This is a genomic window from Clostridium sp. ATCC BAA-442 (assembly GCF_964239415.1).
Classification (GTDB): Bacteria; Bacillota; Clostridia; order Oscillospirales; family Oscillospiraceae; genus Flavonifractor; species Flavonifractor plautii.
In genome coordinates this window covers 1-24029 of the sequence record NZ_CAXSQB010000001.1, presented here as the reverse complement: position 1 = coordinate 24029, position 24029 = coordinate 1, and the positions used below count along the sequence as shown (strand labels likewise).

General features: G+C 61.1%; 23 protein-coding genes and 1 pseudogene. 20 read left to right on the top strand and 4 right to left on the bottom strand.

Going from position 1 to position 24029, the window contains the following annotated elements; genetic code table 11:
* Positions 1-15 precede the first annotated feature (15 nt).
* Positions 16-1308, bottom strand: coding sequence for a hypothetical protein (locus ACESY8_RS00120; protein WP_054338783.1), 1293 nt, complete (start codon positions 1306-1308; stop codon positions 16-18).
* A gap of 145 nt (positions 1309-1453) precedes the next feature.
* On the opposite strand from ACESY8_RS00120, the gene ACESY8_RS00115 reads away from it, so the two are divergent.
* Entirely contained in the window at positions 1454-2416 is a 963-nt protein-coding gene (locus ACESY8_RS00115) for an alpha/beta hydrolase (RefSeq protein WP_007490373.1), read from the top strand.
* A 19-nt stretch (positions 2417-2435) separates the two neighbouring features.
* Complete coding sequence (galE, locus tag ACESY8_RS00110; RefSeq protein WP_054338782.1) at positions 2436-3422, top strand: UDP-glucose 4-epimerase GalE; 987 nt, start codon at positions 2436-2438, stop codon at positions 3420-3422.
* Between the two features lie 241 nt (positions 3423-3663).
* Here the strand turns inward: galE and brnQ are convergent, their stop codons facing one another.
* Together brnQ and fdxA are read right to left on the bottom strand one after the other, a co-directional pair.
* Entirely contained in the window at positions 3664-4968 is a 1305-nt protein-coding gene (brnQ, locus tag ACESY8_RS00105) for a branched-chain amino acid transport system II carrier protein (protein ID WP_081032367.1), read from the bottom strand.
* Positions 4969-5045: 77 nt separating this feature from the next.
* On the bottom strand, positions 5046-5216 hold the full coding sequence (gene fdxA, locus ACESY8_RS00100; RefSeq protein ID WP_007490365.1) for a 4Fe-4S ferredoxin: 171 nt from the start codon (positions 5214-5216) through the stop codon (positions 5046-5048).
* A 327-nt stretch (positions 5217-5543) separates the two neighbouring features.
* Here fdxA and ACESY8_RS00095 point away from each other — a divergent pair, with 327 nt between their 5' ends.
* The 3 genes from ACESY8_RS00095 (at position 5544) to malQ (ending at position 10214) form a co-directional block, all read left to right on the top strand.
* Positions 5544-8036, top strand: a complete 2493-nt coding sequence (locus ACESY8_RS00095; protein WP_007490362.1) for an ATP-dependent Clp protease ATP-binding subunit — start codon at positions 5544-5546, stop codon at positions 8034-8036.
* Positions 8033-8545 (top strand): DUF4358 domain-containing protein, encoded by a 513-nt coding sequence (locus tag ACESY8_RS00090; RefSeq protein ID WP_024724360.1) that lies wholly within the window; start codon positions 8033-8035, stop codon positions 8543-8545. The genes ACESY8_RS00095 and ACESY8_RS00090 overlap by 4 nt, the downstream gene beginning before the upstream one ends.
* A gap of 190 nt (positions 8546-8735) precedes the next feature.
* Positions 8736-10214, top strand: coding sequence for a 4-alpha-glucanotransferase (gene malQ, locus ACESY8_RS00085; protein ID WP_007490358.1), 1479 nt, complete (start codon positions 8736-8738; stop codon positions 10212-10214).
* 115 nt (positions 10215-10329) lie between these two features.
* On the opposite strand, the gene ACESY8_RS00080 is transcribed toward malQ, so the two are convergent.
* On the bottom strand, positions 10330-10638 hold the full coding sequence (locus tag ACESY8_RS00080) for a DUF4368 domain-containing protein (RefSeq protein ID WP_080568012.1): 309 nt from the start codon (positions 10636-10638) through the stop codon (positions 10330-10332).
* A gap of 625 nt (positions 10639-11263) precedes the next feature.
* Here ACESY8_RS00080 and ACESY8_RS00075 point away from each other — a divergent pair.
* The 15 genes and pseudogenes from ACESY8_RS00075 to ACESY8_RS00005 all read left to right on the top strand — a co-directional run.
* Entirely contained in the window at positions 11264-11857 is a 594-nt protein-coding gene (locus ACESY8_RS00075; protein ID WP_007490352.1) for a recombinase family protein, read from the top strand.
* A 447-nt stretch (positions 11858-12304) separates the two neighbouring features.
* Positions 12305-13951 (top strand): acyl-CoA mutase large subunit family protein, encoded by a 1647-nt coding sequence (locus ACESY8_RS00070; protein WP_039996892.1) that lies wholly within the window; start codon positions 12305-12307, stop codon positions 13949-13951.
* A gap of 1 nt (position 13952) precedes the next feature.
* The gene (locus tag ACESY8_RS00065; protein WP_054338780.1) at positions 13953-14363 is read left to right on the top strand and encodes a cobalamin B12-binding domain-containing protein; all 411 of its coding nucleotides are present in this window, start codon (positions 13953-13955) and stop codon (positions 14361-14363) included.
* Positions 14353-15333 carry a methylmalonyl Co-A mutase-associated GTPase MeaB gene (meaB, locus tag ACESY8_RS00060; protein WP_054338779.1) on the top strand — a complete coding sequence of 327 codons (981 nt, stop codon included), beginning with the start codon at positions 14353-14355 and terminating at the stop codon, positions 15331-15333. The genes ACESY8_RS00065 and meaB overlap by 11 nt, the downstream gene beginning before the upstream one ends.
* The gene (mce, locus tag ACESY8_RS00055) at positions 15314-15718 is read left to right on the top strand and encodes a methylmalonyl-CoA epimerase (RefSeq protein ID WP_007490343.1); all 405 of its coding nucleotides are present in this window, start codon (positions 15314-15316) and stop codon (positions 15716-15718) included. The genes meaB and mce overlap by 20 nt, the downstream gene beginning before the upstream one ends.
* A 5-nt stretch (positions 15719-15723) precedes the next feature.
* On the top strand, positions 15724-17265 hold the full coding sequence (locus ACESY8_RS00050; protein WP_054338778.1) for a carboxyl transferase domain-containing protein: 1542 nt from the start codon (positions 15724-15726) through the stop codon (positions 17263-17265).
* A 16-nt stretch (positions 17266-17281) separates the two neighbouring features.
* On the top strand, positions 17282-17419 hold the full coding sequence (locus ACESY8_RS00045; RefSeq protein ID WP_007490339.1) for a hypothetical protein: 138 nt from the start codon (positions 17282-17284) through the stop codon (positions 17417-17419).
* A 1-nt stretch (position 17420) separates the two neighbouring features.
* The gene (gene madB, locus ACESY8_RS00040) at positions 17421-18635 is read left to right on the top strand and encodes a Na+-transporting malonate decarboxylase, carboxybiotin decarboxylase subunit (RefSeq protein ID WP_007490336.1); all 1215 of its coding nucleotides are present in this window, start codon (positions 17421-17423) and stop codon (positions 18633-18635) included.
* 41 nt (positions 18636-18676) lie between these two features.
* Positions 18677-18886, top strand: a complete 210-nt coding sequence (locus ACESY8_RS00035; protein ID WP_007490334.1) for an acyl-CoA carboxylase biotin carboxyl carrier protein subunit — start codon at positions 18677-18679, stop codon at positions 18884-18886.
* Between the two features lie 98 nt (positions 18887-18984).
* Positions 18985-19266, top strand: coding sequence for a hypothetical protein (locus tag ACESY8_RS00030; protein WP_007490331.1), 282 nt, complete (start codon positions 18985-18987; stop codon positions 19264-19266).
* Positions 19267-19284: 18 nt separating this feature from the next.
* The gene (gene scpC, locus ACESY8_RS00025; RefSeq protein ID WP_009261546.1) at positions 19285-20745 is read left to right on the top strand and encodes a succinyl-CoA:acetate CoA-transferase ScpC; all 1461 of its coding nucleotides are present in this window, start codon (positions 19285-19287) and stop codon (positions 20743-20745) included.
* Positions 20746-20839: 94 nt separating this feature from the next.
* Positions 20840-21202 (top strand): hypothetical protein, encoded by a 363-nt coding sequence (locus ACESY8_RS00020; protein WP_007490328.1) that lies wholly within the window; start codon positions 20840-20842, stop codon positions 21200-21202.
* Positions 21184-23142: a V-type ATP synthase subunit I gene (locus ACESY8_RS00015; protein ID WP_054338777.1), complete on the top strand. Its 1959-nt coding sequence runs from the start codon at positions 21184-21186 to the stop codon at positions 23140-23142. Before ACESY8_RS00020 ends, ACESY8_RS00015 begins: the two co-directional genes overlap by 19 nt.
* 1 nt (position 23143) lies before the next feature.
* Complete coding sequence (locus ACESY8_RS00010; protein WP_007490324.1) at positions 23144-23632, top strand: V-type ATP synthase subunit K; 489 nt, start codon at positions 23144-23146, stop codon at positions 23630-23632.
* Positions 23633-23663: 31 nt separating this feature from the next.
* Positions 23664-24029: pseudogene (locus ACESY8_RS00005) on the top strand (V-type ATP synthase subunit E); the annotation flags it as partial.

The following is a 24029-nucleotide window of genomic DNA, read 5'->3' as shown; positions in this document are numbered from 1 at the left end:
TGGGCCTCCTTTGGCTTATTCCGTCCGGTTGCTCTCCACCTTCACCGGAATGCCCTCCCGCACCAGATAGCGGAAAAAATCCCGCTCGGTATCGCTCTCCTTTTGGGTACCCGCGAAGGTGATCTCCATGATATCCCCATAGCTCATGGAGGCACAGTGGGGCCGGGGCGTGGTGGCCTGGCCCAGAATCACCTCCATATGGTGTATGTGTGGAGCCATCTCCTCCGGCACGGGGAAGGGGCCTGGGTTGGTATAGGTGCCCGAGTAAGGCAGTACCCCCGCCAGCTTGTAGCCCAGGGACATAACCGGATTCTTCAGCACGATGGGGACGATCTGCAGCAGCCGGTTTGTGGTGAATTTCACATTCCCGGCGATGGCCGCCTGCATCTGCTGGCGGTTGATGTTCAGCCGGAGGTAGTGGTGCACCTGAGAGAGCACCTCTTCAAAGGTATACTCTCCCAGAGAGGGGTCGATGGAGGGCCGCACCGTCAAAATGAAGTTGCGCAGGGTTTCCGAGGGAAACCAGCCCCGCAGGTTGATAGGTATGGCCAGCGCCACCGGCCTCTCCCGCCGGGGGCGCTCCCGGTGCTGCTTGTCGGCGATCACCTTCAGCAGGACGGCAGTCAAGTACTCCGTGATGGACACCCCGTAGCCCCTGGCCTTCTCCTTCAGCCGGGCCACCGAGCAGAAGCCCATGGTGACGTTGAAGGTATAGAAAGGCTCTGCTGTACCGTTGTTCTGGTAGGCCTTTTTCCCCCGCTTCTCCCGCCGGGGACGCACGGTGGCGTAGCGGCCGTAGGCGTCCTCCCGTTCCGCCCGCCGGGGCTCCTCCGCCACGTCCAGAATGCCGTGGGTGTTTGGGATGGAATACCCCAGCTCCCGCAGGTAGACCGCCAGCAGAGTCTTGAAAAATACCAGCGCCCCGCCGCCGTCACTGACGGCGTGGAACACCTCCACGGAGATGCGCTTCTCATAATAGTAAAAGCGTACCAGCCAGCCGTTGTCCTCCCGGAAGCGCACCGGCTGGCAGGGGTTGGAGATATCCTCCTTCACAAAGGGCCCGGGGGCGCTGTTTGGCTCGAAGTAGTACCAGAAAGCCCCCTTCTTGATGCGCACCCCGAAGGACGGGAACCGTGGCATGGTTTTGTCCACGGCCCGCTGCAGGGCATCCCGGTCCACCCGCTCCGCCATCACGGCGGAGAAGCGGTAGATGGCCGAATATTTCTCCTTCTGGAGGGCGGAATAGAGCACACCCGCATTGTCCAGGGGATACCACTCCGGCTTTTCGCCCCGCTTGTCCCTCGGCATACTCCGCCCCCCTTCCGGTCAACATAATCTAGGCCTATCATACCACGTTCCATCCTCCGCGGCAAGGGGAATACGGGCGATCCACCCTTTCTTTTCCGGCAGCCCTGTGGTATAATCAGAACAGTTGACAAGGAGGACTTCCACTATGGAACAGGACCGTATCCACATCAAGCTGGCCCGCCGCACGCCGGAGGAGCGCCAGGCCGACGAGACCCGCCGCCTGGACCCCTTCATGCGCGCCCTCAAGGCCATTCACACCGCCGCCACGCCGGAGACCATGAATGTGGAGGATCTGGAGAAGCAGCGCAAGGGGCAGGAGTTGCTGGGCCGTTTGGTGGCCCCCATGGCGGGCATGAGCTGGGAGCCCTTTGAGCTGGACGGCATGAACTGCGCCTGGGTGCGTCCCCACCGGGGCCACGACCGCCGCCGGGCCATCCTCTACTGCCACGGGGGCGGCTATACCAGCGGCAACCTGGGCTATTCCCGTATTCTGGCCTCCAAGCTGGCCAACGTCACCGGCTGGCAGGTGCTCTCCTTCGAGTACCGCCTCGCCCCGGAGCACCCCTATCCCGCCGCGGTGGAGGACGCCGTGAAGGCCTGGGACTACCTGATGTACCAGGGCTACGGTGCCCGGGACGTGGTGGTGGCCGGCGACTCCGCCGGCGGAAACCTGGCCCTGGTGCTCACCCACCTGCTCAAAGAGGCCGGACGGCGGCTGCCCCGGGCCCTTATCCTCCTCTCCCCCTGGACGGACATGACCGCCAGCGGCAAATCCTATCAGGAGCGGGCCGCCATCGACCCGGTGCTGACGGTCAACTATATTCACGCCGTTCGGGACGCCTACGCCCGGGACCAGGACTGGTCCGACTTCCGGCTCTCCCCCCTGTTCGGCGATTTGAAGGACTTTCCCCCCACCCTCATCCAGGCGGGAAGCAGCGAGCTGCTGCTTTCCGACTCCATCCGCCTGCGGGACCGGCTGGTGCAGGCCGCGGTGCCTTGCCGGCTGGAGGTGTGGACGGATCTCTGGCATGTATTCCAGATGTTCCCCATGAAAAAGGCCACCGAGGCCATGGAGAGCATCGGGCGTTTCCTTCTGGAGACACTATAAAAGAAACGAGGTTTTTGCTATGGCAATTCTAGTGACCGGCGGCGCCGGGTATATCGGCAGCCACTGCGTGGCCGCCCTGATCGAGCGGGGGGCCGACGTGGTGGTGGTGGACGACCTGTCCAAGGGCCACCGGGAGGCCCTCAAGGGCGGCCGCCTCTATGTGGGCAGCGTGGCCGACCGGGCCTTCCTGGACGATGTCTTTTCCAAGGAACCCATCGAGGCGGTCATCCACTTCGCCGCCTTCTCCCTGGTGGGAGAGAGCATGCAGGTGCCCGAGCAGTATTTCCGCAACAACGTCACTGCCGGGCTGACCCTCATCGAGACCATGCTGGCCCACAAGGTGCCCTATCTGGTGTTCTCCTCCACCGCCGCCACCTTCGGCGAGCCGGAGTATGTACCCATCGACGAGGCCCACCCCCAGAACCCCACCAACCCCTACGGCGAGAGCAAGCTCATCGTGGAGAAGATGCTCAAGTGGTGCGACCTGGCCCACGGCCTCAAGTTCTGCGCCCTGCGCTACTTCAACGTGGCCGGGGCCTGGCACGACGGCTCCATCGGCGAGGATCACCGGCCGGAGAGCCACCTGATCCCCCTCATCCTCCAGGTGGCCCAGGGCAAGCGGGAGCAGCTCTCCCTCTTCGGCACCGACTACCCCACCAAGGACGGCACCTGTATCCGGGACTACATCCACGTGGAGGATCTCATCGACGCCCACTTCCTGGCCCTGGACTACCTGAAGCGCACCAACACCTCCGCCGCCTTCAACCTGGGCAACGGGCAGGGCTTCTCCAACCGGGAGATCATCGAGGCCGCCCGCCGGGTCACCGGCCACCCCATCCCCGTCCGGGAGGAGGGCCGCCGCCCCGGCGACCCCGCCACACTGATCGCCTCCAGCCGGAAGGCCATGGAGGTGCTGGGCTGGCAACCCAAGTACACCAATGTGGAGGACATCATCTCCTCCGCCTGGAGGTGGCATTCCTCCCACCCCGACGGCTACGGCGGCTGACCCTGTGAACCGCCGGTTGCGCAAGTTTCAAGGCCGGTTGCTCGCCCCCTTTCTCCGCTTCTGTTATACTGGGGGCAACAACTCAAAGGAGATACCACACTCCACGTTCCTCAACTACTATTGGCCGCCTCTGCTTCTGCTGTTCTACCTGGCTCTGGCCTGGGCCGGGGCGGCTTGGGAGCGGAGGCGCCCGCCGCAGGCATAAAACAAGCGCCGTCCCGGCCGGGACGGCGCTTGCTTGTTATCTCTTTCGGCCGGAGAGCAGCAGGCCCAGAACGACGCCCACCCCGGCAGGGAGCACCCAGCCCAGGCCTACGTCCGCCAGGGGCAGGGCGTCCAGAAAGTCCAGAGGCACCTTCAGACCCTTCAGGGCAAAGAGTACGCTGAACACTCCAGTGCACAGTACCGCCGCAGGATACACCCAGCGGCGGCCCTCCAGCCACCGCTGGAAGAAGGACAGGGCGATGAGCACGATAGCCACCGGGTAGATGGCGCTGAGCACCGGCGCGGACACTTCCAGGATTTGGGTCAAGCCAGCATTGGAGATGGCCATGCTCACCAAAGCGAAGAGCACCGCCCACCCCCGGTAGCTCAGCCGGGGGCAGATGCTGTGGAAGTACTCGCCGCAGGAGCTGATAAGGCCCACGCACACATTGAAGCAGGCAATGAGGAAGATACCCGCCAGCAGGACGCTGCCCACGGTGCCGAACAGCAGGCCCACCACATTGGTGAGGGCCTCCGCCCCGTCGGCCGGGTTGGGGAGTGCGCCGCCAGACAGGGCGCCGATGTGGGCCAGCATGCAGTAGACCGCCAGCAACATCCCTCCGGCGACCACCCCCGCCCGGACGGTACCCTGCACCACGGCGCCCTCCTCCTCCACCCCCCGGGCGCGGATGTTCACCGCAATGACAATGCCGAAGGCCAGGGCGGCGATGGTGTCCATGGTCTGATAGCCCTCGATGAAGCCCTTGACCACCGCATGGGTCGCGTAGTCCCCGGTGGCCGGACCGTAGCCCTCCAGCGGGTTGACCAGACAGCCCACAAAGGTGACGACAATCAGCGCCACCAGGATGGGGCAGAGAATCTTGCCCAGCCGGTCGGTGAGCTTCTCCGGCCGCAGGGCGATGAACAGGGCGGCGGCGAAGAACACCAGGGAGTAGACCAGTTGATACACCCCGATGGGGGCGTCCGCTCCCACGAAGGGAGGGACGGCCATTTCAAAAGAGGTGGTGGCCGTCCGGGGGATGGCCAGGCAGGGGCCGATGGCCAGATAGGCCACGATGGTGAACACCCGGGCAAAGGCGGGATGCACACGGCTGCCCAGGGCATCCAGCCCGCCGGAGCGGGCCACCGCCACCACCCCCAGTACCGGCAGCCCCACCGCGCTGAGGGCCAGCCCCAGCATGGCGGGCCAGGTTTGGGTGCCCGCCTGGGCCGCAATATTGGGCGGAAAAATCAGATTGCCCGCCCCAAAAAACATGGAGAACAGGGTGAAGCCCACCAGAAGCAGATCCCTGCCCTCCAGCCGTCTCTCTTTCTCTCTCACGGTCGTTTCCTTTCCCGCAATTTAAAAACAGCGGCATACCGCACGGCATGCCGCTGTTTTTCACTTACGTACCAAAATCAGCCCTGGGAGATGGCACCCGTGGGGCAGGTATCGGCGCAAGAACCGCAGTCGATGCAGGAACCGGCATCGATGACGTAGTGCTCGTCGCCCTGGGAGATCGCGCCCACGGGGCAGTTGCCCTCACAGGCACCGCAACTCACGCAAGCGTCGCTGATGACATAGGCCATTGGATACACCTCCAAACACTCAAGCTAAAGTCATTGTACCATAACTTTTTAAAAATGCAATGCTAAAATGCGCCGACTGTGGGTATATTTTTTCACAGTGGGAAAAAATAGAATCCAGCCACCCGAAGGAGGCGTATTTTTCCATGGACAAATCCTCTCAATTTCACATGGAGGCGGCCGGGAGCCTAACCCCGGAGCTGGACGGCGCGCCGCGCAGCGGTCTGCACCAGCACAGAACAAAAGAAAAGGGGCGTGGCACAGCGGATGAAGCCCGTCAAAAGGCAGTGGAGGCTCCTCTTTTGGAGACGGAGCAAACGAGGTGAACACATGAGCGAAACCAGATTTACCGAGCGGGCCCAGGCCGCCCTGCGGCTGGCCCAGGAGTGTTCGGCCGAGCTGGGCCACGGCTATGTGGGCAGCGAGCACCTGCTGCTGGGCCTGGCCCGTGAGGGCAAAGGGGTGGCGGCCAAGGTGCTCCAGTCCGCCGGGCTGGAGCCAGAGAGCCTGAAGGCCGCCATCGCCCGCATGGTGGGGGTGGGCGCCCCCGGCGGCGCGCCGTCCCAGGGGCTCACCCCCCGGTGCAAAAAGATCATCGAACTCTCCCTCACCGAGGCCGCCCGGCTGGGCCACCACTACGTGGGTACCGAGCACCTGCTGCTGGGTATCCTCCGCGAGGGGGACGGGGTGGCGGTGCGGGTGCTCTCCGGCACCGGCGTGGAGCCCCGGCGGCTCCACGCCGACGTGGTGGCCGCCATGGGGGGCGAGGCCTCCCCCTCCCCCTTCCGGGGCGGCGGCAAGACCCGGGAGCGGGAGTACGGCGGCGACACAAAGCTGCTGGACCAGTTCTCCCGCGATCTCACCCGGCTGGCCGCCGGGGGCATGCTGGACCCGGTGGTGGGCCGGGACAGGGAGATCAACCGGGTCATCCAGATCCTCTCCCGCCGCCAGAAGAACAATCCCGCCCTCATCGGCGAACCCGGCGTGGGCAAGACCGCCGTGGCCGAGGGGCTGGCCCGCCGGATGGTGGCCGGGGATGTGCCCGACGAGCTGCGCTCCAAGCGTCTGCTTTCCCTGGACCTGTCCTCCATGGTGGCGGGCACCAAGTACCGGGGCGAGTTTGAGGAGCGGGTCAAGAACATCCTGGCGGAGGTGCGCCGGGTAGGTGGCATCATCCTCTTCATCGACGAACTGCACACCATTGTGGGCGCCGGCTCCGCCGAGGGGGCCATCGACGCGGCCAACATCATCAAGCCCGCCCTGGGCCGGGGCGAGCTGCAGGTCATCGGCGCCACCACCACCGACGAGTACCGCAAGTATATCGAGAAGGACGCCGCCCTGGAGCGGCGCTTTCAGCCCGTTCTGGTACCCGAACCCGATCAGGACACCGCCCGGGCCATCCTCCGGGGCCTGCGGGACCGCTATGAGGCCCACCACCGCCTCCAGATCACCGACGAGTCCATTGACGCCGCCGTGGCCCTCTCCACCCGGTACATCGGGGACCGCCACCTGCCGGACAAGGCCATCGACCTCATCGACGAGGCCTGCTCCCGGGTACGGATGGAGCGGCTGGCCACCCCGCCGGACCTGCGGGAGCTGGAGGAGAAGGTGGAGCACACCCGCCGCGAGAAGGAGGAGGCCATCCGGGGCCAGGACTTTGAGAAAGCCGCCATGCTGCGGGACGCGGAGGAGGACTTCCGCAAGGAGCTGGAGCAGCAGAAGACCGCCTGGCGCTCCGGCCAGAACACCGGCGCGGTGACCGCCGAGGACGTGGCCGCCGTGGTGTCGGGATGGACAGGAGTCCCCGTCACCACCCTCACCGAGGCGGAAAGCGCCCGGCTGCTCGGCCTGGAGGAGGCCCTCCACCGCCGGGTGGTGGGCCAGGAGGAGGCGGTACGGGCCGTTGCCCGGGCCGTCCGCCGGGGCCGGGTGGGACTCAAGGAGCCGGGGCGGCCCACGGGCTGCTTCCTCTTTTTGGGCCCCACCGGCGTAGGCAAGACTGAGCTGTGCAAGGCCCTGGCCGCCACCTTATTTGGCAGCGAGGAGGCCCTGCTCCGCTTCGACATGTCCGAGTATATGGAAAAGCACGCCGTCTCCCGCCTCATCGGCTCACCGCCGGGCTATGTGGGCCACGAGGAGGGGGGCCAGCTCACCGAAAAGGTGCGGCGGCGGCCCTATTGCGTGGTGCTCTTTGACGAGATCGAAAAGGCCCACCCGGACATCTGGGGCATCCTGCTCCAGATCATGGAGGACGGGATGGTGACCGACGCCCAGGGCCGCAAGGCGGATTTCAAAAACGCCATCGTGGTGCTCACCTCCAACGTGGGGGCCGCACGCATCACCGCCAAGGGCAGCAAGCTGGGCTTCTCCGCTACCGAGCGGCGGGACGGCGAGACCCGCCCCATCGAGGAGCTGAAGGCCGCGGTGCTGGACGACCTGAAAAAAGTGTTTCGCCCGGAATTTCTTAACCGCCTGGACGAGACTATCGTCTTTACCCAGCTCGGCCGGACGGAGATTCAGGCCATCGCCCGGCGCATGCTGGAACGTGTGGGAGAGCGTATGAAGGCTCTGGGGGTGACCCTCCGCTTCACTGACCGGGCTCTGGAGACTCTGGCCGACCAGGGCTTTGACCCCGACTACGGTGCCCGGCCCCTCCGCCGCACCATCCGCGCCCAGGTGGAGGACGTGGCCGCCGAGCAGCTTCTCAGCGGCGCGCTCCAGGCTGGGGACACGGCGCTGGTGGACGGCGCGGAAAACGGCCTGCGTTTGTATGCCCAGCCCGCCGGAACCCAGGCCCTCAACACAAAGGAGAACGAACTATGAAATTGCAGCGCACACTCCCCCTGCTGCTGCTCCTGGCCCTGCTGGCCGGGTGCGGTACGTCCAGCCAGCCGAGCGCCCTCACCGCCGAGGAGCGCACCCAGCTCTACCAGACCGCCATTGAGAGCGCCCGGGACGCCGAGATGAACGAAGCCATTGGTATCCTCACCGACACCGGGGACGACATGGCCGACGTGATCTTTGAGCTGCTGGGGGTCACAGCCGCCGACATGAGCGCCTTCGCCCTGTCGGTCTCCCCCATGAATATCAAGGCCTACGGCATCGCCGCCATCTACCCCGCCGCTGGGAAGTCGGACGCCGTACTGGAGGGTCTCAACGCCTTCATCGACCGGCAGAAGCAGAGCTTTGAGCAGTATCTGGCGGATCAGTATGAAATCGCCAGCAACGCCCGTCTGGAGACTCTGGAGGACGGCACCATCCTGCTGGTTATGTGCGAGGACCAGGACGCGGTGTTTGACGCCATCCGAGACACGATCGAGGGCGCAGCCTGAACCAAAAAGTCGTTTGATTCAACCCGAAAGGGAACCCTGGCGGTTCCCTTTCACACTATCCTTCCCTCCGAAGCCTTTGGCAGGAGGGTTTTCGACAGCCTGACAGCTCCGCCAGGCAGGGGTTGCGGCGGCCGCGCTGGTGGATTATAATGGAGCATACTACAGTCCGTTCCACATTGGAGGTTTTGGTATGCAAGCGCGCGCAAGCGGTATCCTGCTTCCCGTCTTTTCCCTGCCGGGGCCCTATGGCATCGGCACCCTTGGCGTTCCCGCCCGGAGCTTCATCGACTTTCTGGCCCAGGCCGGGCAGAAGTTCTGGCAGATTCTCCCCCTGGTTCCTCCCGGCGGCGGTGATTCCCCCTACATGTCTCCATCCTCTTTCGCGGGCAACCCCTTTTTCCTGGATCTGGAGGAGCTGACCCGGGAGGGCCTGCTCACTCAGAAGGAACTGGACGCCGCCCGGCGGGCCGACCCCGACCGGGTGGACTATGCCTGGCTGCACCAGACCCGCATCCCCCTGCTGCGGCGGGCATGGGAACGCGGCAGGGTGTGCTACGCCCAGCCACTGGCGGAATTTATGGTGGAGGAGGCAGACTGGCTGCCTGACTACGCCCTGTTCCTCGCCCTGCGTGAGCGCTTTGGCGGCAAGGAGCTGAAGGACTGGCCCGACGAGATCCGCCTGCGCCATCCGTCGGCCCTGGCCCGTTATCGGGCCGAGCTGGCGGACGAGTGCGCCTTCCACGCCTTCCTCCAGCTCCTGTTCTTCCGCCAGTGGACCGCCGTAAAAGCCTACGCCAATGGCAAGGGGATCTCCATCATCGGCGATCTGCCCATCTACGTCTCCCCTGACAGCGCGGAGGTGTGGAGCCGCCCAGAGCTATTTCAGCTCAAGGAGGACATGACTCCTTCCGGTGTGGCGGGAGTTCCACCCGACGCCTTCTCCGACAAGGGGCAGCACTGGGGCAATCCCCTGTACGACTGGGACTATCACCGGCAGACCGGCTTCGCTTGGTGGCGGCACCGGGCCACCCACCTGGCCCGGCTGTACGACGTGGTACGCATCGACCACTTCCGGGCCTTCCACACCTACTGGTGCATCCCCGACGGGGCGGCCGACGCCCGGGGCGGCCACTGGGAGCCCGGCCCCGGCATGGAGCTGGTGAAGGCCCTGCGCTCCGTCCCCGGCCTGGCCCTGATCGCCGAGGATCTGGGGGATCTGGACGCCGACGCCCTCCGCTTCATCGCAGACAGCGGCCTGCCCGGCATGAAGGTGCTGGTCTACGCCTTTGATCCTGCGGGCGAGAGCGCCTACCTCCCCCACAACTGCCCCCGGGACGCGGTGATCTACACCGGCACCCACGACACCCCCACCTTTGTCCAGTGGCTCTTTGAGCAGGCCGCCCCCGCCGAGCGGGACTATGCCTTCGACTACCTGCGCCTGCGGGAGGACGAGGGCTTCGGCTGGGGCGCGGTGTGCGGGGCGTGGATGTCCCCCTGTCGTCTGGCCATCGCCCCCATGCAGGATCTGCTGGGCCTGGGTGGCGACGCCCGGGTCAACACCCCGGGCACAGCCGGCCCCCGGAACTGGAGCTGGCGGGTACGGCAGGAGGCCCTCAACCCCAGTGTGTCCGGCCGCCTGGCCCACATCACCCGCACCTACCGCCGATAGCATAATCCGCCCGCCGCAAAACCCAGGCTTTAAGAAAAGATGTTTTCTTATCTTTCAGCAGAGGGAGTATCTTGAGGTGCTCCCTCTGCATTTTTACTCCAGGTTGCCGATGCAGTTAAAATAGAAATCGACCCAATCCTTTTTTCTTCCGCCCTTCGGAACGCTCATGCACCAGGATGCGCTCCACGAACTCATGGAGAATTTCCGGCGTCAACTCTTGAATATTCAGGTAACGATCCAAGACCTGCAAGAGCTGATCCACTCCCTGAATGTTTTCCTCCTGATCCTCCAGTTCCGTTTCCATCTGTGGGATGTGCGCTTCACACTCCTCCTGCTCTGCATGGCACGGAACCCCTTGTGCTGCTGAGCGAGATGTTACACGATATTCAAGAGGGGCACCGCTGTCTTTTTTGCTTCGGAACATGTTCTATGATTTCGCAGTCCAACAGAGTCGCCAGGCAAGCTGCTCCTCGGCTGTAACGACGATTGGGAAGTATGCCACTTCATGTGGAGTAATTTGAAGAAAGAAACTCCGGGGCAGCTTTGACTGCCTAGTTTCTTATTTTTCGGTCCCTGATTCTATCTCACTCCAACCCTTGCTGAGATAGTCCGCAACCGTACCGCGGGGATCTGCCGCCCTGCCTGCCGGTAATCCCCCCCTCCTCATCTAAGTACACTCAGCAGATGCCAGGGTTCCGCAAACAGAATCGTCTTTTTCACCTCTATTTCATCCGACCAAAGCCTCTGTATCTGGTTTAGATGAAGCCCATAACTCCAGAATAACAATGGTTTGCATGTCATAAACAGTCCGTGGGCCGGCGCAAAAACGGCGCCGGCCCACGCGCTGTCATCCCATGGCCGTGCCGCTGTAAGAGGCGCATGGCCAATTTTGTTATGCTTGTGCATAGCAAAACACCCCAGTCTGAAGAATGACGATTATTTGTTCAGACTGGGTAGGGCCGTTCGAAATTTAGTTGAAAGTATTTCCACTGTTTTGCAAAGCCTGCGCCTCCTATAATAAAAAGTATCACTTAAGATGGAGGTCCTCTATGCAATCAGGAAAAATATATGGTTACGCGCGCGTATCCTCCAAACATCAAAATGAAGAACGCCAGCTTATTGCGCTGCGGGCCTTTGGCATCAGGGACAGGGATATCTACTGCGACAGACAGTCCGGAAAGGACTTCGACCGCCCCAACTATCAAAGGCTGCTGCTCCGGCTTCAGGCTGGCGATGTATTTGTGGTAAAGAGCATTGACCGTCTGGGACGAAACTACAACGAAATTCTGTACCAGTGGCGTCTCCTGACCAAGGAAAAGCAGGTCTTTATTGTCGTACTGGACATGCCGCTGCTGGATACCCGCAGCACACGAGATCTAACCGGTACACTGATTGCAGACATTGTGCTTCAACTGCTCTCTTATGTAGCTCAGACGGAACGTGAATTTATTAAGCAACGACAGGCCGAGGGGATAGCGGCAGCGAAGGAGAGGGGGGTACGGTTTGGCGTACCCCCCAAGACGCGGCCGGAAAAATTTGAACAAATAAAGCAGTCCTGGCAGTCAGGAACTCTATCCGCGCGGGAGGCCGCCAGGCAGTTGGGAATTTGTCACAAGACCTTTTTGCGCTGGGTACGCAGTTAAATGCGAGAAATCGTGACCGTTAAAGCTATGCTGCATATTCTACAAACAAAAAAAGTAATGAAGCAAAAATTTTGGTTATAAAGGTTGAGATTTTGCACCGGTCAAAATAGGGGGAAGAATGAACGCAAAGCCACCTTAACTATTCATAGTTAAGGCTGCCTGGTCACAATCTTGAAGCTCCGGTAAAACAAAAGAAACAGCCGGGTTGTCAGGCATTACAGCAGGGAAATACATCTTTCTTTTCCGCCCAAGATTGCGGAATTATCTGGGAGCTTGGAAAGCTTCTTTATTTTAGCACCAGGTGGGGCATAAAGTCAGCTTTATGCCCCACCTTTTTATTTATGTAAAAGGGCATATCTGCTCCGTATACAAACGGACAGCCGGGTTTGAAGGAATTTGCTTGTGGGAATACAGGGGCAAAATGAAGAGCAGAAGGAGTTGTATGCAATGAGTGGAAAAGAACAGTGGGAAGCAGAAACCGTCGCAAAAGCACTGACGAAGGGCCCGGAGAGACGAACCGTCTTTGAAACCACCAGCGGCATCCCGGTAGAACGGCTTTACACGCCGGAGGATGCGGCAGGCGGCTATGAGGAGCGGCTTGGCTACCCCGGGCAGTATCCTTTTACCCGCGGAATCCAGCCCACCATGTACCGCGGGCGCTTCTGGACGATGCGGCAGTATGCCGGCTTTGCCACAGCGGAGGAGTCCAACAAGCGGTACCGCTATCTGTTGGAGCAGGGGCAGACGGGCCTGTCCATCGCCTTTGATCTCCCGACGCAAATCGGCTATGACTCGGACGACCCCATGGCCCATGGCGAGGTAGGTAAGGTAGGAGTGGCCATCGACTCCCTGGCGGATATGGAGGTGCTGTTCCAGGGGATTCCCCTGGACAAGGTAAGCTCCTCCATGACCATCAACGCCCCCGCGGCAGTTCTGCTGGCCTTCTATATTGCAGCCGCCGAGAAGCAGGGAGTGCCGGCCTCCGCCCTCAAGGGTACTATCCAGAATGATATCCTCAAGGAGTACGCAGCCAGAGGTACATACATTTTCCCACCGGCGCCCTCCATGCGTCTGATCACGAACACCTTTGAATTCTGCTCCCAGAACGTGCCGAAGTGGAACACCATTTCCATCTCCGGCTACCACATCCGGGAGGCCGGCTCCACAGCGGCGCAGGAGATCGCCTTTACCCTGGCCGACGGCATCGCCTATGTGGAGGCCGCGCTGGAGGCCGGGATGGACATCGACGAATTTGCCGGCCGGCTCTCCTTCTTCTTCAATGCACACAACAATCTGCTGGAAGAGGTCGCGAAATACCGGGCGGCCCGCCGGCTGTGGGCCAAAATCATGAAGGAGCGCTTCCATGCCAAAAAGGACCGCTCCATGATGCTGCGCTTCCACACACAGACCGGCGGCTCCACGCTTACGGCACAGCAGCCGGACAACAACATTGTGCGCGTGGCCATCCAGACATTGGCGGCTGTGCTGGGGGGCACCCAGTCCCTGCACACCAACAGCCGCGATGAGGCGCTGGCCCTCCCGACGGAGGACTCCGTGCGGATCGCCCTGCGCACCCAGCAGATTGTTGCCTATGAAAGCGGTGTGGCTGACAGCATTGATCCCCTGGGCGGCAGCTACTATGTGGAGCGCATGACCGACGAGCTCCAGGCCGCAGCCGAGGCGTACATCGAAAAGATCGACGCCATGGGCGGAGCGGTCAAGGCCATTGAGCAGGGCTACATCCAGCGAGAGATCGCGGAGAGCTCTTACCAGTATCAGCGCCAGGTGGAGAGCGGCGAGCAGATCGTGGTGGGCGTCAACAAGTTCACCATCGAGGAGCCGCCGGCCAAGGGGCTGCTGCACATTGACGCCTCGGTGGCGGCCAACCAGATCAAGAAGCTGCAGGAGATGAAGGCGGCCCGGGACAACGTACTGGTGCGCCAGCGGCTGGACGCCCTGCGCACGGCGGCGGAGGGCAGCGACAACCTGATGCCCTATATTCTGGACTGCGCCAGGGTGTACTGCACCGAAGGAGAAATCTGCGGCGAGCTGCGCAAGGTGTTCGGCGAATACCGTCCGATGGAGGTGCTTTGAGATGAGTGAAAAGAAGATCCGGGTTCTGATTGCCAAGCCCGGCCTGGACGGCCATGACCGCGGAGCCAAGGTAGTGGCCCGGGCGCTGCGTGACGCCGGCTTTGAGGTGATTTACACCGGCCTGCGCCAGACACCGGAGCAGATTGTGGAGGCGGCTGTGTCCGAGGACGTGGACGCGGTAGGACTCTCCCTGCTCTCCGGGGCCCACAACTATCTGTTCCCACGGGTGATCGAGCTGCTGAAAGAGCAGGAGGCTGACGGTATTTTGGTGTTCGGCGGCGGCGTCATCCCGGAAGATGATATTCCAGAGCTGAAAAAGGCCGGTGTGTCCGAGGTCTTTACGCCTGGCACACCCACTGCGGAGACGGTGAAGTTCCTGCAGGATCACTGTGGTACCAGGGATGACGGATGACTTCGCAGCACTGCTGGAGCGGGGCCGGACGGGTGATAAACGCGCGGTGGCCCGCCTGATCAGCCACATCGAACAGGGTGGGAAAATGGCGCGCTCCGTCCTCACCCAACTCTGGCCCCACACCGGGCGGGCCCGCATCTTTGGCATCACCGGTCCCCCGGGGGCGGGCAAGAGCACGCTGACCAACGCCTTGACCAAGTGCTGGCGGGCCAGGGGCCTGCGCGTTGGCATCATCGCGGTGGATCCCACGAGTCCCTTTACCGGCGGCGCCATCCTGGGCGACCGGGTGCGGATGGGGGATTTGACCCTGGATACTGGGGTGTTCATCCGCTCCATGGGCACACGGGGACAGCTGGGCGGCCTGTCGCCCGCCACGGCGGGAGCGGTCCACGCACTGGACGCCTGCGGCTATGACCTGATTTTGCTGGAAACCGTAGGCGTAGGGCAGTCCGAGGTGGCGGTCATGGAGATCGCCGACCTGGTGCTGGTGCTGAATGTCCCCGGATTGGGGGACGATGTGCAGGCCATTAAGGCCGGTATTCTGGAGATCGGCGACCTGTTCGCGGTCAACAAGGCGGATCGGCCCGGCGCGGATCGAACGGCCAATGAGCTGCGGGCCATGCTGGAGCTGGGAGAGGATGAGAAGCGCCCGCTGCCAGTGCTCCTGGTCTCGGCCTCTCAGGGCACGGGTGTGACGGAGCTCTGCGAGGAGCTGGAGCGCCAGTACCTCCTCCTGGACGGGAACGGAGAGCTGGCCCGCCGCCGCGCCTTGCGCCTGCGCAGCGAGCTTCTGACCCTGGTGCGGGAGGGCATCGAGCAGCGCCTGCTGCGTCCCCTGCTGGACAGCCCCATGTTCGCTCAGAGCCTGGAGCGGTTCCAGTCCAGGACAGAGAGTCCCTATCGTTGGGCGGAAAAATTTGTAACACAAATCAGTGGAGGAGGTCCCGGTTATGAATTGCACAAGAGTTGATCATGTCGGTATCGCGGTCAAGGATCTGGCGGCTTCGGTGAAGTGGTATGAGGAGACGCTGGGCCTGCACAGCAAGGGCACGGAAGTTGTCCAGGAGCAGCAGGTGACTGTTGCGTTCCTGCCCTGCGGCGACAGTGAGCTGGAGCTGCTGGAGAGTACCTCCCCGGAGGGCCCCATCGCCCGCTTCATTGAGAAGAACGGCGAGGGCATTCAGCACATCGCCATCCGGGTGGACGACATTGACGCCGCCCTGGCGGAGCTGAAGGAAAAGGGCGTCCGGCTCATTGACCAGACGCCGCGGTACGGCGCCGGCGGGGCCCGGATCGCCTTCCTCCACCCCAAGGCCACCCACGGTGTCCTGCTGGAATTGTGTGAAAGGAAGTGAGGACAGTGACTACGGCGGAAAAGCTGGCTCAGCTTGACGCGCATTCGGCCCGTGTGCTGCGGTGCGGCGGCCCTAAAGCGGTGGAGAAGCAGCACGCGCTGGGGAAGCGGACGGCCCGTGAACGGATTGAATTGCTGATGGATACCGGCACTTTTACAGAGGTGGATCGCTTTGTGCGCCACCGCTGTACCGCCTTCGGTATGGGGGATAAGGACATCCCGGCCGACGGCGTGGTTACCGGTTACGGCAAGATCGACGGGCGCACGGTTTTTGTATACGCTCAGGACTTTACCGCCCAGGGCGGGTCTCTGGGCGAGATGCACGCGGCCAAGATCTGCAAAATCATGGACATGGCTCTGGAGGCGGGCTGCCCCGTGGTGGGCCTGTGCGACTCCGGCGGCGCCCGCATTCAGGAGGCGGTGGACGCCCTATCCGGCTATGGGCAGATTTTCTACCGCAACGCCTGCTCTTCCGGACGTATCCCGCAGATCTCCGTCATCATGGGTCCCTGCGCGGGCGGCGCGGTCTACTCCCCCGCCCTGACGGACCTGATTGTCATGGTGGAAAAGGAGAGTCAGATGTTTATCACTGGTCCCGCGGTGGTAGCGGCCACCACGGGCGAGGAGATCTCTGCGGAGGATCTGGGCGGAGCGGATACCCATACCACTATGTCTGGAGTGGCACACCTTTCCGCGCGCAGCGAAGAGGAGGCCCTGGGAGCGGTCCGATGCCTGCTCAGCTATCTCCCCTCCAAGGCAGGGGATCGGCCTCCCCTAATGAATTTTACCGAGCATGAGGAATTACAGCCTCTGCTGGACACGGTGATTCCAGACGACTCCTCCCTGCCCTATGACATGCACGATGTTGTCCGCATCCTTTTAGATGAAGACAGCGTAATGGAGTTGCAGCCCTATTATGCCGACAACATTATCACCTGCTTCGGCCGCCTGGGCGGGCACAGCGTGGGCGTAATTGCCAATCAGCCCTTTTCTATGGGCGGAAGCCTGGACATCAACGCTTCAGACAAGGCCGCCCGCTTCATCCAGCTCTGCGATGCCTTCGGAATTCCGCTGATCAACCTGGTGGATGTACCGGGCTTCCTGCCCGGCGCCGACCAAGAGCACGCCGGCATCATCCGCCACGGAGCCAAGCTGCTCTATGTCTACTCGGTGGCGGAGGTGCCCAAGCTGACCGTGGTGCTGCGCAAGGCCTATGGCGGCTCCTATCTGGCCATGTGCTCCAAGGATTTGGGCGCGGATTTTGTATACGCCTGGCCCACCGCGGAGATTGCGGTCATGGGCGCGGCCGGCGCGGCCAACGTGGTCTTCCGTAAAGAGATCCAGGCGGCGGAGGATCCGAAAGCGGCCCGCCGGGAAAAAATTCAGCTCTATTCCGAGCAGTTTGCCACGCCATATATGGCGGCCTCCCGCGGCTTCGTGGATCTGGTCATCCGCCCCTCGGAGACCAGGGCGCGGCTGCTGGAGGCGCTGGAGCTGCTGATCAATAAGGAGCGGCAGCCCCATCCCCGGGGGAATATGCCGCTGTAAGGAGTTGAAACGAGATATGGGTATTATTCCATACACAGCCATGACCTACGGTCTGACGGCGGTGATTTCCCTGCTGGTGGTGGCCATCATCGTGGGTATCAGCAAGCTGACCAGCCGCCCGGGCCAGACGGACGACGGAGAGGGGGAGCCGTAACATGGAGTTCTTTATGCAGCTGTTTCCCGGCATCGGAACCTTCTTTGCGGTGGAACCCGTAATCGCGGTGGCCCGTATTGTCCTCATTGTATTCGGCTTTGTTTTGGCCTGCCTGGGGTTCAAGCGGACGCTGGAGCCGCTGATCATGGTGCCGATGGGAATCGGCATGATGGCGGTGAACTGCGGCATGATGTTCCTTACTTCCGGAACCGTCGGCAATCTGCTGCTGGACCCGCTTGTCTCCGATGCTTCGGCCATTGTGGATGCCATGCAGGTCAATTTTCTCCAGCCAATCTATAATCTGACCTTTTCCAACGGTCTGATTGCCTGTCTGGTCTTCATGGGCATCGGAGCACGGAGTGAGATCAGCTTTTTGCTGGCAAAGCCCTGGAGCTCCATGATTATCGCCATTTTCGCTGAAATGGGAACCTTTGCCGCGCTGGCGGCGGGCGTACTGGCCTTTGGGCTGACGCCGGAGCAGTCTGCCGCTATGGCTACGATCGGCGGTGCGGATGGCCCCATGGTACTCTTTTCCTCTTTGATGATGGCTCCTGAGCTGTTTGTGCCCATCTCCATCATTGCATATCTGTACTTAAGCCTGACTTACGGCGGATATCCCTACATCATCAAGCTGATGGTGCCCAAAAAGTACCGCGGCATTGACATGTATGTTGAGGTTCCCGAGGTCTCTCAAAAGTCCAAATTCCTGTTTATCATCATCACCTGTACCGTCCTCTGCCTGCTGCTGCCCGTAGCCGCTCCCCTGCTGCTGTCCTTCTTCATCGGCATGGCCGTAAAGGAGGCCAAAATCAACAAGTACACGGAGCTGCTCGAGGAGGGCCTCTCCTATTTCGGCACCTTCTTCCTGGGCCTGATCCTGGGGGTGCTGTGCGAGGCCTCCACCATTCTCAATCCCACTGTGATCATTATTCTGGTCATCGGGATTCTTGCCCTGGCTATCTCCGCGGTGGGCGGCCTGCTGGGCGGCTGGCTCATGTATTTGGTGCACAAAGCCAAGCGCGAGGACTTTAACCCCACCATCGGCATCGCCGGCGTTTCCTGCGTGCCCACCACCGCCAAGCTGGCCCAGCACGCCGCCCAGGATGAAAATCCCTTCGCCGTCATCCTGCCGGTGGCCATGGGTGCCAATATCTCCGGCGTCATCACCTCCGCCATCGCCGCCGGTATCTTCGTCACCACCATAGGCATGGTGTAAAAACGATGCACAGTGATATTTGATTAAGGGAGGAACTTATTATGGAAATCAAAGCACGCATCCCCGGCACCATCGTCGCCATCAACGTCAAGCCCGGCGACACCGTAAAGGCCCGCGATAACCTGGGCACTATGGAGGCCATGAAAATGGAGCAGCCCATCCCCTGCCCAAAGGATGGAGTTGTCAAGGACGTACTGGTCTCCGTCGGCGACAAGGTCAAGTCCGGCGCCGTGCTGCTGTCCATCGAGTGACCGTCCGGCGCCGCTCCTGAGGAAGAGAACCCCCTCTCAAATCTATCAGAAAGGATGCCAGGAGCGCCTTTGGGCGGCTTCCGGCGTTGGTGATTCAAATGGGAGAGATTTTTGAGCTCATCATGGTCATTTGCTTCGGCCTGTCCTGGCCGCTGTCTGTCTATAAGTCCGCAAAGTCCCGCACCGCCAAGGGGAAAAGCCTGTTCTTTGAGGTGTTCATCTGGACAGGCTACGTCAGCGCCATCATTGGCAAGATTGTCACCCAGAACCTGACCTATGTATTCTATTTCTACATCCTCAACATCGTCATGGTTTCCATCGACATCTGCCTCTATTTCCGCAATCGCCGCCTGGACGCGCTGGCCAGCCGAAAGGCGTAATGTATGGAGGCGTGAAATATGGAACGTATTGCTGCATCCCTGCGCGATAAGATCAAGAGCGTGGAAGAGGCCGCGGCACTGATCCAGTCTGGAAGTGTGATTGGCTGCTCCGGCTTCACCCTGGTAGGCGAGCCCAAGGCGGTGCCCCACGAGCTGGCCCGTCAGAAAAAGGCCGACCACTTGACCATTCTGACCGGAGCCTCAGTAGGGGATGCCCTAGATGGTGAGCTGACCAGAGCGGGTCTGCTGTCCATGCGGTATCCCTATCAGAGCAACAAGTCCATGCGCAACGCCATCAATGCGGGCGAAGTGGGCTACTCCGATATGCATTTAAGCCATATGCCGGAGTTTATTAACCGAGGCGGTCTGCATATTGACTTTGCCTTGGTGGAGTGTGCCGCTGTCACGGAGGATGGCGTGATCCCGTCTGCGGCAGTGGGCGCTTCCGACTGCTTCTTGTACCAGGCGGATCAGATTATTCTGGAGGTCAATGAGGCTCTTCCCTTGGAGCTGTACGGCATGCATGACATCTACCGAGTAGGACACGAGCCGATCCCGCTTACGGATGCCACACAGCGCATCGGAACCGCTGCAATTCCGTGTGACTTCCGCAAGATTGCCGCCATCGTTGTGACCAATGATCCGGGCGGCTGTCCTGTGTTTAAAGAGCCGGACGAGGTCAGTGCGGCTATCGGGGCGCACATCATCTCTTTCCTGAAGGAGGAGGTGGCAGCCGGCCGGCAGCCGGCCTCGTTGTCCCCCATCCAGTCGGGCGTGGGCAGCGTGGCCAATGCTGTACTGGCCGGTCTGGGAAGCAGTGGCTTTACCGGCCTGCGCATGTATACCGAAGTCGTACAGGACTCTGCGCTGGAGCTGATCTGGGAGGGAAAGATGGCAGGGGCCTCCACTACGGCGGTTTCTCTCTCCCAGAAAAAGCTGGAACTGTTTTATGAAAACATTGATTTCTTCCGGGAGCGGCTGGTAATCCGCCCCCAGGAGATTGCCAACAATCCGGAGCTGGTCCGGCGCCTGGGGCTGATCTCCATGAATACCCCCATTGAATGTGATCTGTACGGCAACGTCAACTCCACTCACATCATGGGAAATAAGATGATGAACGGCATTGGCGGCAGCGGAGACTTTGCACGCAATGCGGGACTGACCATCTTTGCCACAGCCTCGGTGGCGAAAGAGGGGGCGATCAGTTGTATCGTCCCCATGTGTTCCCACATCGACCACACGGAACACGATGTGCAGGTAATTGTCACGGAGCAGGGACTGGCGGATCTGCGCTGGAAATCGCCGCGGCAAAGGGCGGAACTGATCGTGGAACGCTGTGCGCACCCTCAATATCGTCCGCTTCTGCGCGAATACTTAAAGGACGCCGCAAAATATGGGGGCCATACTCCCCATAATCTCCAGCAGGCGCTCTCCTGGCACACGAGATATCTGGATACCGGAACTATGCTGCCCGGGTAGGATACGTGCCAAAGTTTGCAGCCTGTCAGGCAGCCCCATTCGGAGTTGCCCGGCAGGCTGCAACTGATATCTCGAGAACTGCCGGGTGTGCGGAATGCAGATGCAGGAAGGCGGTGAGGAAATGATGACGAAAAATGCGGTTCAGCAAATCGAGGAGGCTGAACACAAGGCGAAAGAATACCAAGCTCTGGCTGTGGAGCAGGCAAAGAAACTGCTCTCTGATGCGGAGCGGCAGGGGCAGGCCGCACTGGAGCAGGCGCTCCGTGAGGCGGAGGCGCAGAGGCGGGAACAGGATACACAAGCGGAACAAGCTGCGCAGCTTCGTGCAGACGCGATTATGACGGAGGCCCGGCGCGCCTGTGACGACCTGCGGAGGCAGGCGGAAGAACGGCTTGCAGACGCGGCCGCACTTATTGTCAGAAGGGTTGTGGGAGACTCATGTCTATTGTCAAAATGAAACGGCTGCGTATCTTCGGCATGGCATCCGACTGTGAGGAACTCCTTCGGAAACTCCAGCATCTTGGCTGCGTCGAACTTCGTGCGCCAACACAGCCAAGTTCAGATCCAGGCTGGCAGGGTTTTACCGCAAAGAGCGACGGGGCGCTGGCAAATGCACAGCTCAGGATGGACGAGTTTCGCACCACGCTGGAGCGGCTGAAGCGCTGTTCCCCTACAAATAAAAAAGGTCGCTTCCCCTCCCGGCCCCGAATTACGGAGCGGGAACTGTTTGACCGACAGATAGTTCTGGAGGCGGAGGAAACGGTCGAACGCGTTGCCGCGCTTGAAAAAAAGCGCGACAGCATCTGTGCTGAACAGAACAAGCTTATCGGGCAGAGAGAGGCCCTGACGCCCTGGCTGGGGCTGGACGTTCCCCTGGATACCGTTTCTACGAAACATGTATTAGTGCTGTTCGGGACGCTCTCCGGTCTGGCAAGTCATCAGGCGGTGGAGGCCGCCCTGGCCGAGACGACCGAGCTCTGCCAGGTACAATGGGCGGGCCGGGCCGGAGAGCTGCAATATGTACTGGTACTCTTTCACCGAAAAGCAGGGGATGCCGCGCGGGATGCCTTAAAAAACTTTGGCTTTACCGCCACAAGCTTTCGAGGTTGGAAGGGGACCGCCCGGTCAAACATCGATCAGATTGAGGATCGGCAGAGGATACTTTCACAGGAACTAGAGGCATGCCGGGCTCGGCTGGCACAGGAGGCCGGCCACCAGACCGCGCTTCAGATCTGCATAGACCGCATGACGCAGGATATCCAACGTATGGAGGCGAAAGAGAAACTGCTCTCCTCTACATCCACGTTTTTTCTGGAGGGTTGGGTTCCGGCGGAACAGCTTTCCGACGTAGAGCATCTGCTCTCGCAGTACTCCGCCGCCTGGGAGGCCACTGATCCGGAGCCGGACGAATACCCTCAGGTGCCTGTCAAGCTCAAAAACAACCGGCTCACCCGCCCTCTCAATATGGTCACCGACATGTATGTCTATCCCGCCTATGACGGGGTGGATCCCAACCCGCTTATGGCTCCCTTTTTCATCTTCTTTTTTGGAATGATGATGGCCGATATGGCTTACGGGCTTCTCATGCTCGCCGGTGGCATTTTTATGCGCAGGAAGCTGCGGCCGAGCGGAACGATGGAGCATATGGCCGGGCTTTTGATCCTGTGCGGGATCAGTACGTTTGTGATGGGAGCGCTTACCGGAAGCTTCTTGGGTGACTTTCTCCCCCGTCTGGCGAAGCTGATCCGCCCGGACACAACCTTTACCGCTCTGCCCGCGCTCTTTACTCCCCTTACGGATACGCTGGCTATCCTGATTGGTTCTCTGGCCTTGGGGCTGCTGCAGGTACTGACCGGTATGGCCATCAGTGTTGTGCGGAAGGTACAAGCGGGCACCTGGACTGATGCGCTGTGGGACGAAGGAACTTGGTGGATTATTTTGGCAGGGGTGGCCCTGGCGGTGGTGGGCATCGGAAATTTGGGCGGATATCCCATTGTCCTTTTGATTGGGCTTCTCATGCTGCTCTACGGGGGAACCCGGAATGCAAAAGGCTTCGGGAAGCTCACTGCTTTAATTGGGACGGTATACAATGGAGCCACCGGCTTTTTCAGTGATATCCTGTCCTACGCGCGCCTTATGGCGCTAATGCTGGCTGGCAGCGTCATCGCGCAGGTCTTTAATACCCTGGGTGAGGTAAGCGGCTCGGTGGCAGGCTTCGTTATCATCTCCCTGGTAGGAAACGCGCTGAACTTCATGTTGAATCTGCTGGGCTGCTATGTCCACGATCTGCGGCTCCAATGTCTGGAGTTCTTTGGACGGTTCTACAAAGAAGGCGGCAAGCCCTTCCGGCCGCTGCTCATCAACACTAAATATGTAGATATCAAGGAGGAAGATTGATATGGCTGACTTTATTGCGCAGTTTGGCGGTATTGGCCTGGCGTTTCTGGGTGCCGCTCTTGCGGTAGGACTTTGCTGTGTAGGCTCTGCCAGAGGTACTGGAATGGTCGGCGAGGCGGCTACCGGCGTTTTAAGCGAAACCCCTGAGCACTTTTCCAAATGCCTGATTCTTCAAGTTCTGCCCGGTACTCAGGGCCTGTATGGTTTGGTTATATGGTTCTTTGCGCTGTTTACCATGGGCGCTTTTTCCGGCGGCATTACCGACCTCTCCGTGACGGACGGACTGACCATCTTTGTTTCCTGTGTCCCCATGGCCCTCGGCGGCTGGCTCTCCGCGCTCTATCAGGGCCGTGTGGCCGCAGCCGCCATCAATGTGGTTGCCAAAAAGCCGGACGACTGGGCGAAGGGAATTATTCTATGCGGTATCGTGGAGTTTTACGCCATCCTGTCCCTGCTGGCCTCTGTATTGCTGCTGATGAACGCCCTGTAAGGAGCAGCACGAGGGAGAAAGGTGGGAGCAAATGAACGGAATCCAAGCGATTACAGCGCAGATTATCGCTGATGCACAGACTGAGGCAGATCGGATTTTGGCCCAAGCCAGGGCCAGAGCGAAGGAATGTCTCTCCGCTTATCAAGAACAGGCGTATATTCAGAGCACCGCCCTGTTGGAGCGCAGCGAGAGGGAGTCCGCCCTTCGGGAAGAACGCCTCTCCCATGCTGCAATCTTAGCGGCGCGCAATTTACGGCTCAGTACCGAGCAGGAAATGAGGGAGCGTGCCTTTGCCGCGGCATTAAAGCAACTGTCGGAATTGCCGGACGGGGAATACGTAGGGCTGCTGGCGGGGCTGGCGGCGAAGGCGTCGTCCACGGGACGGGAGGAGGTCATT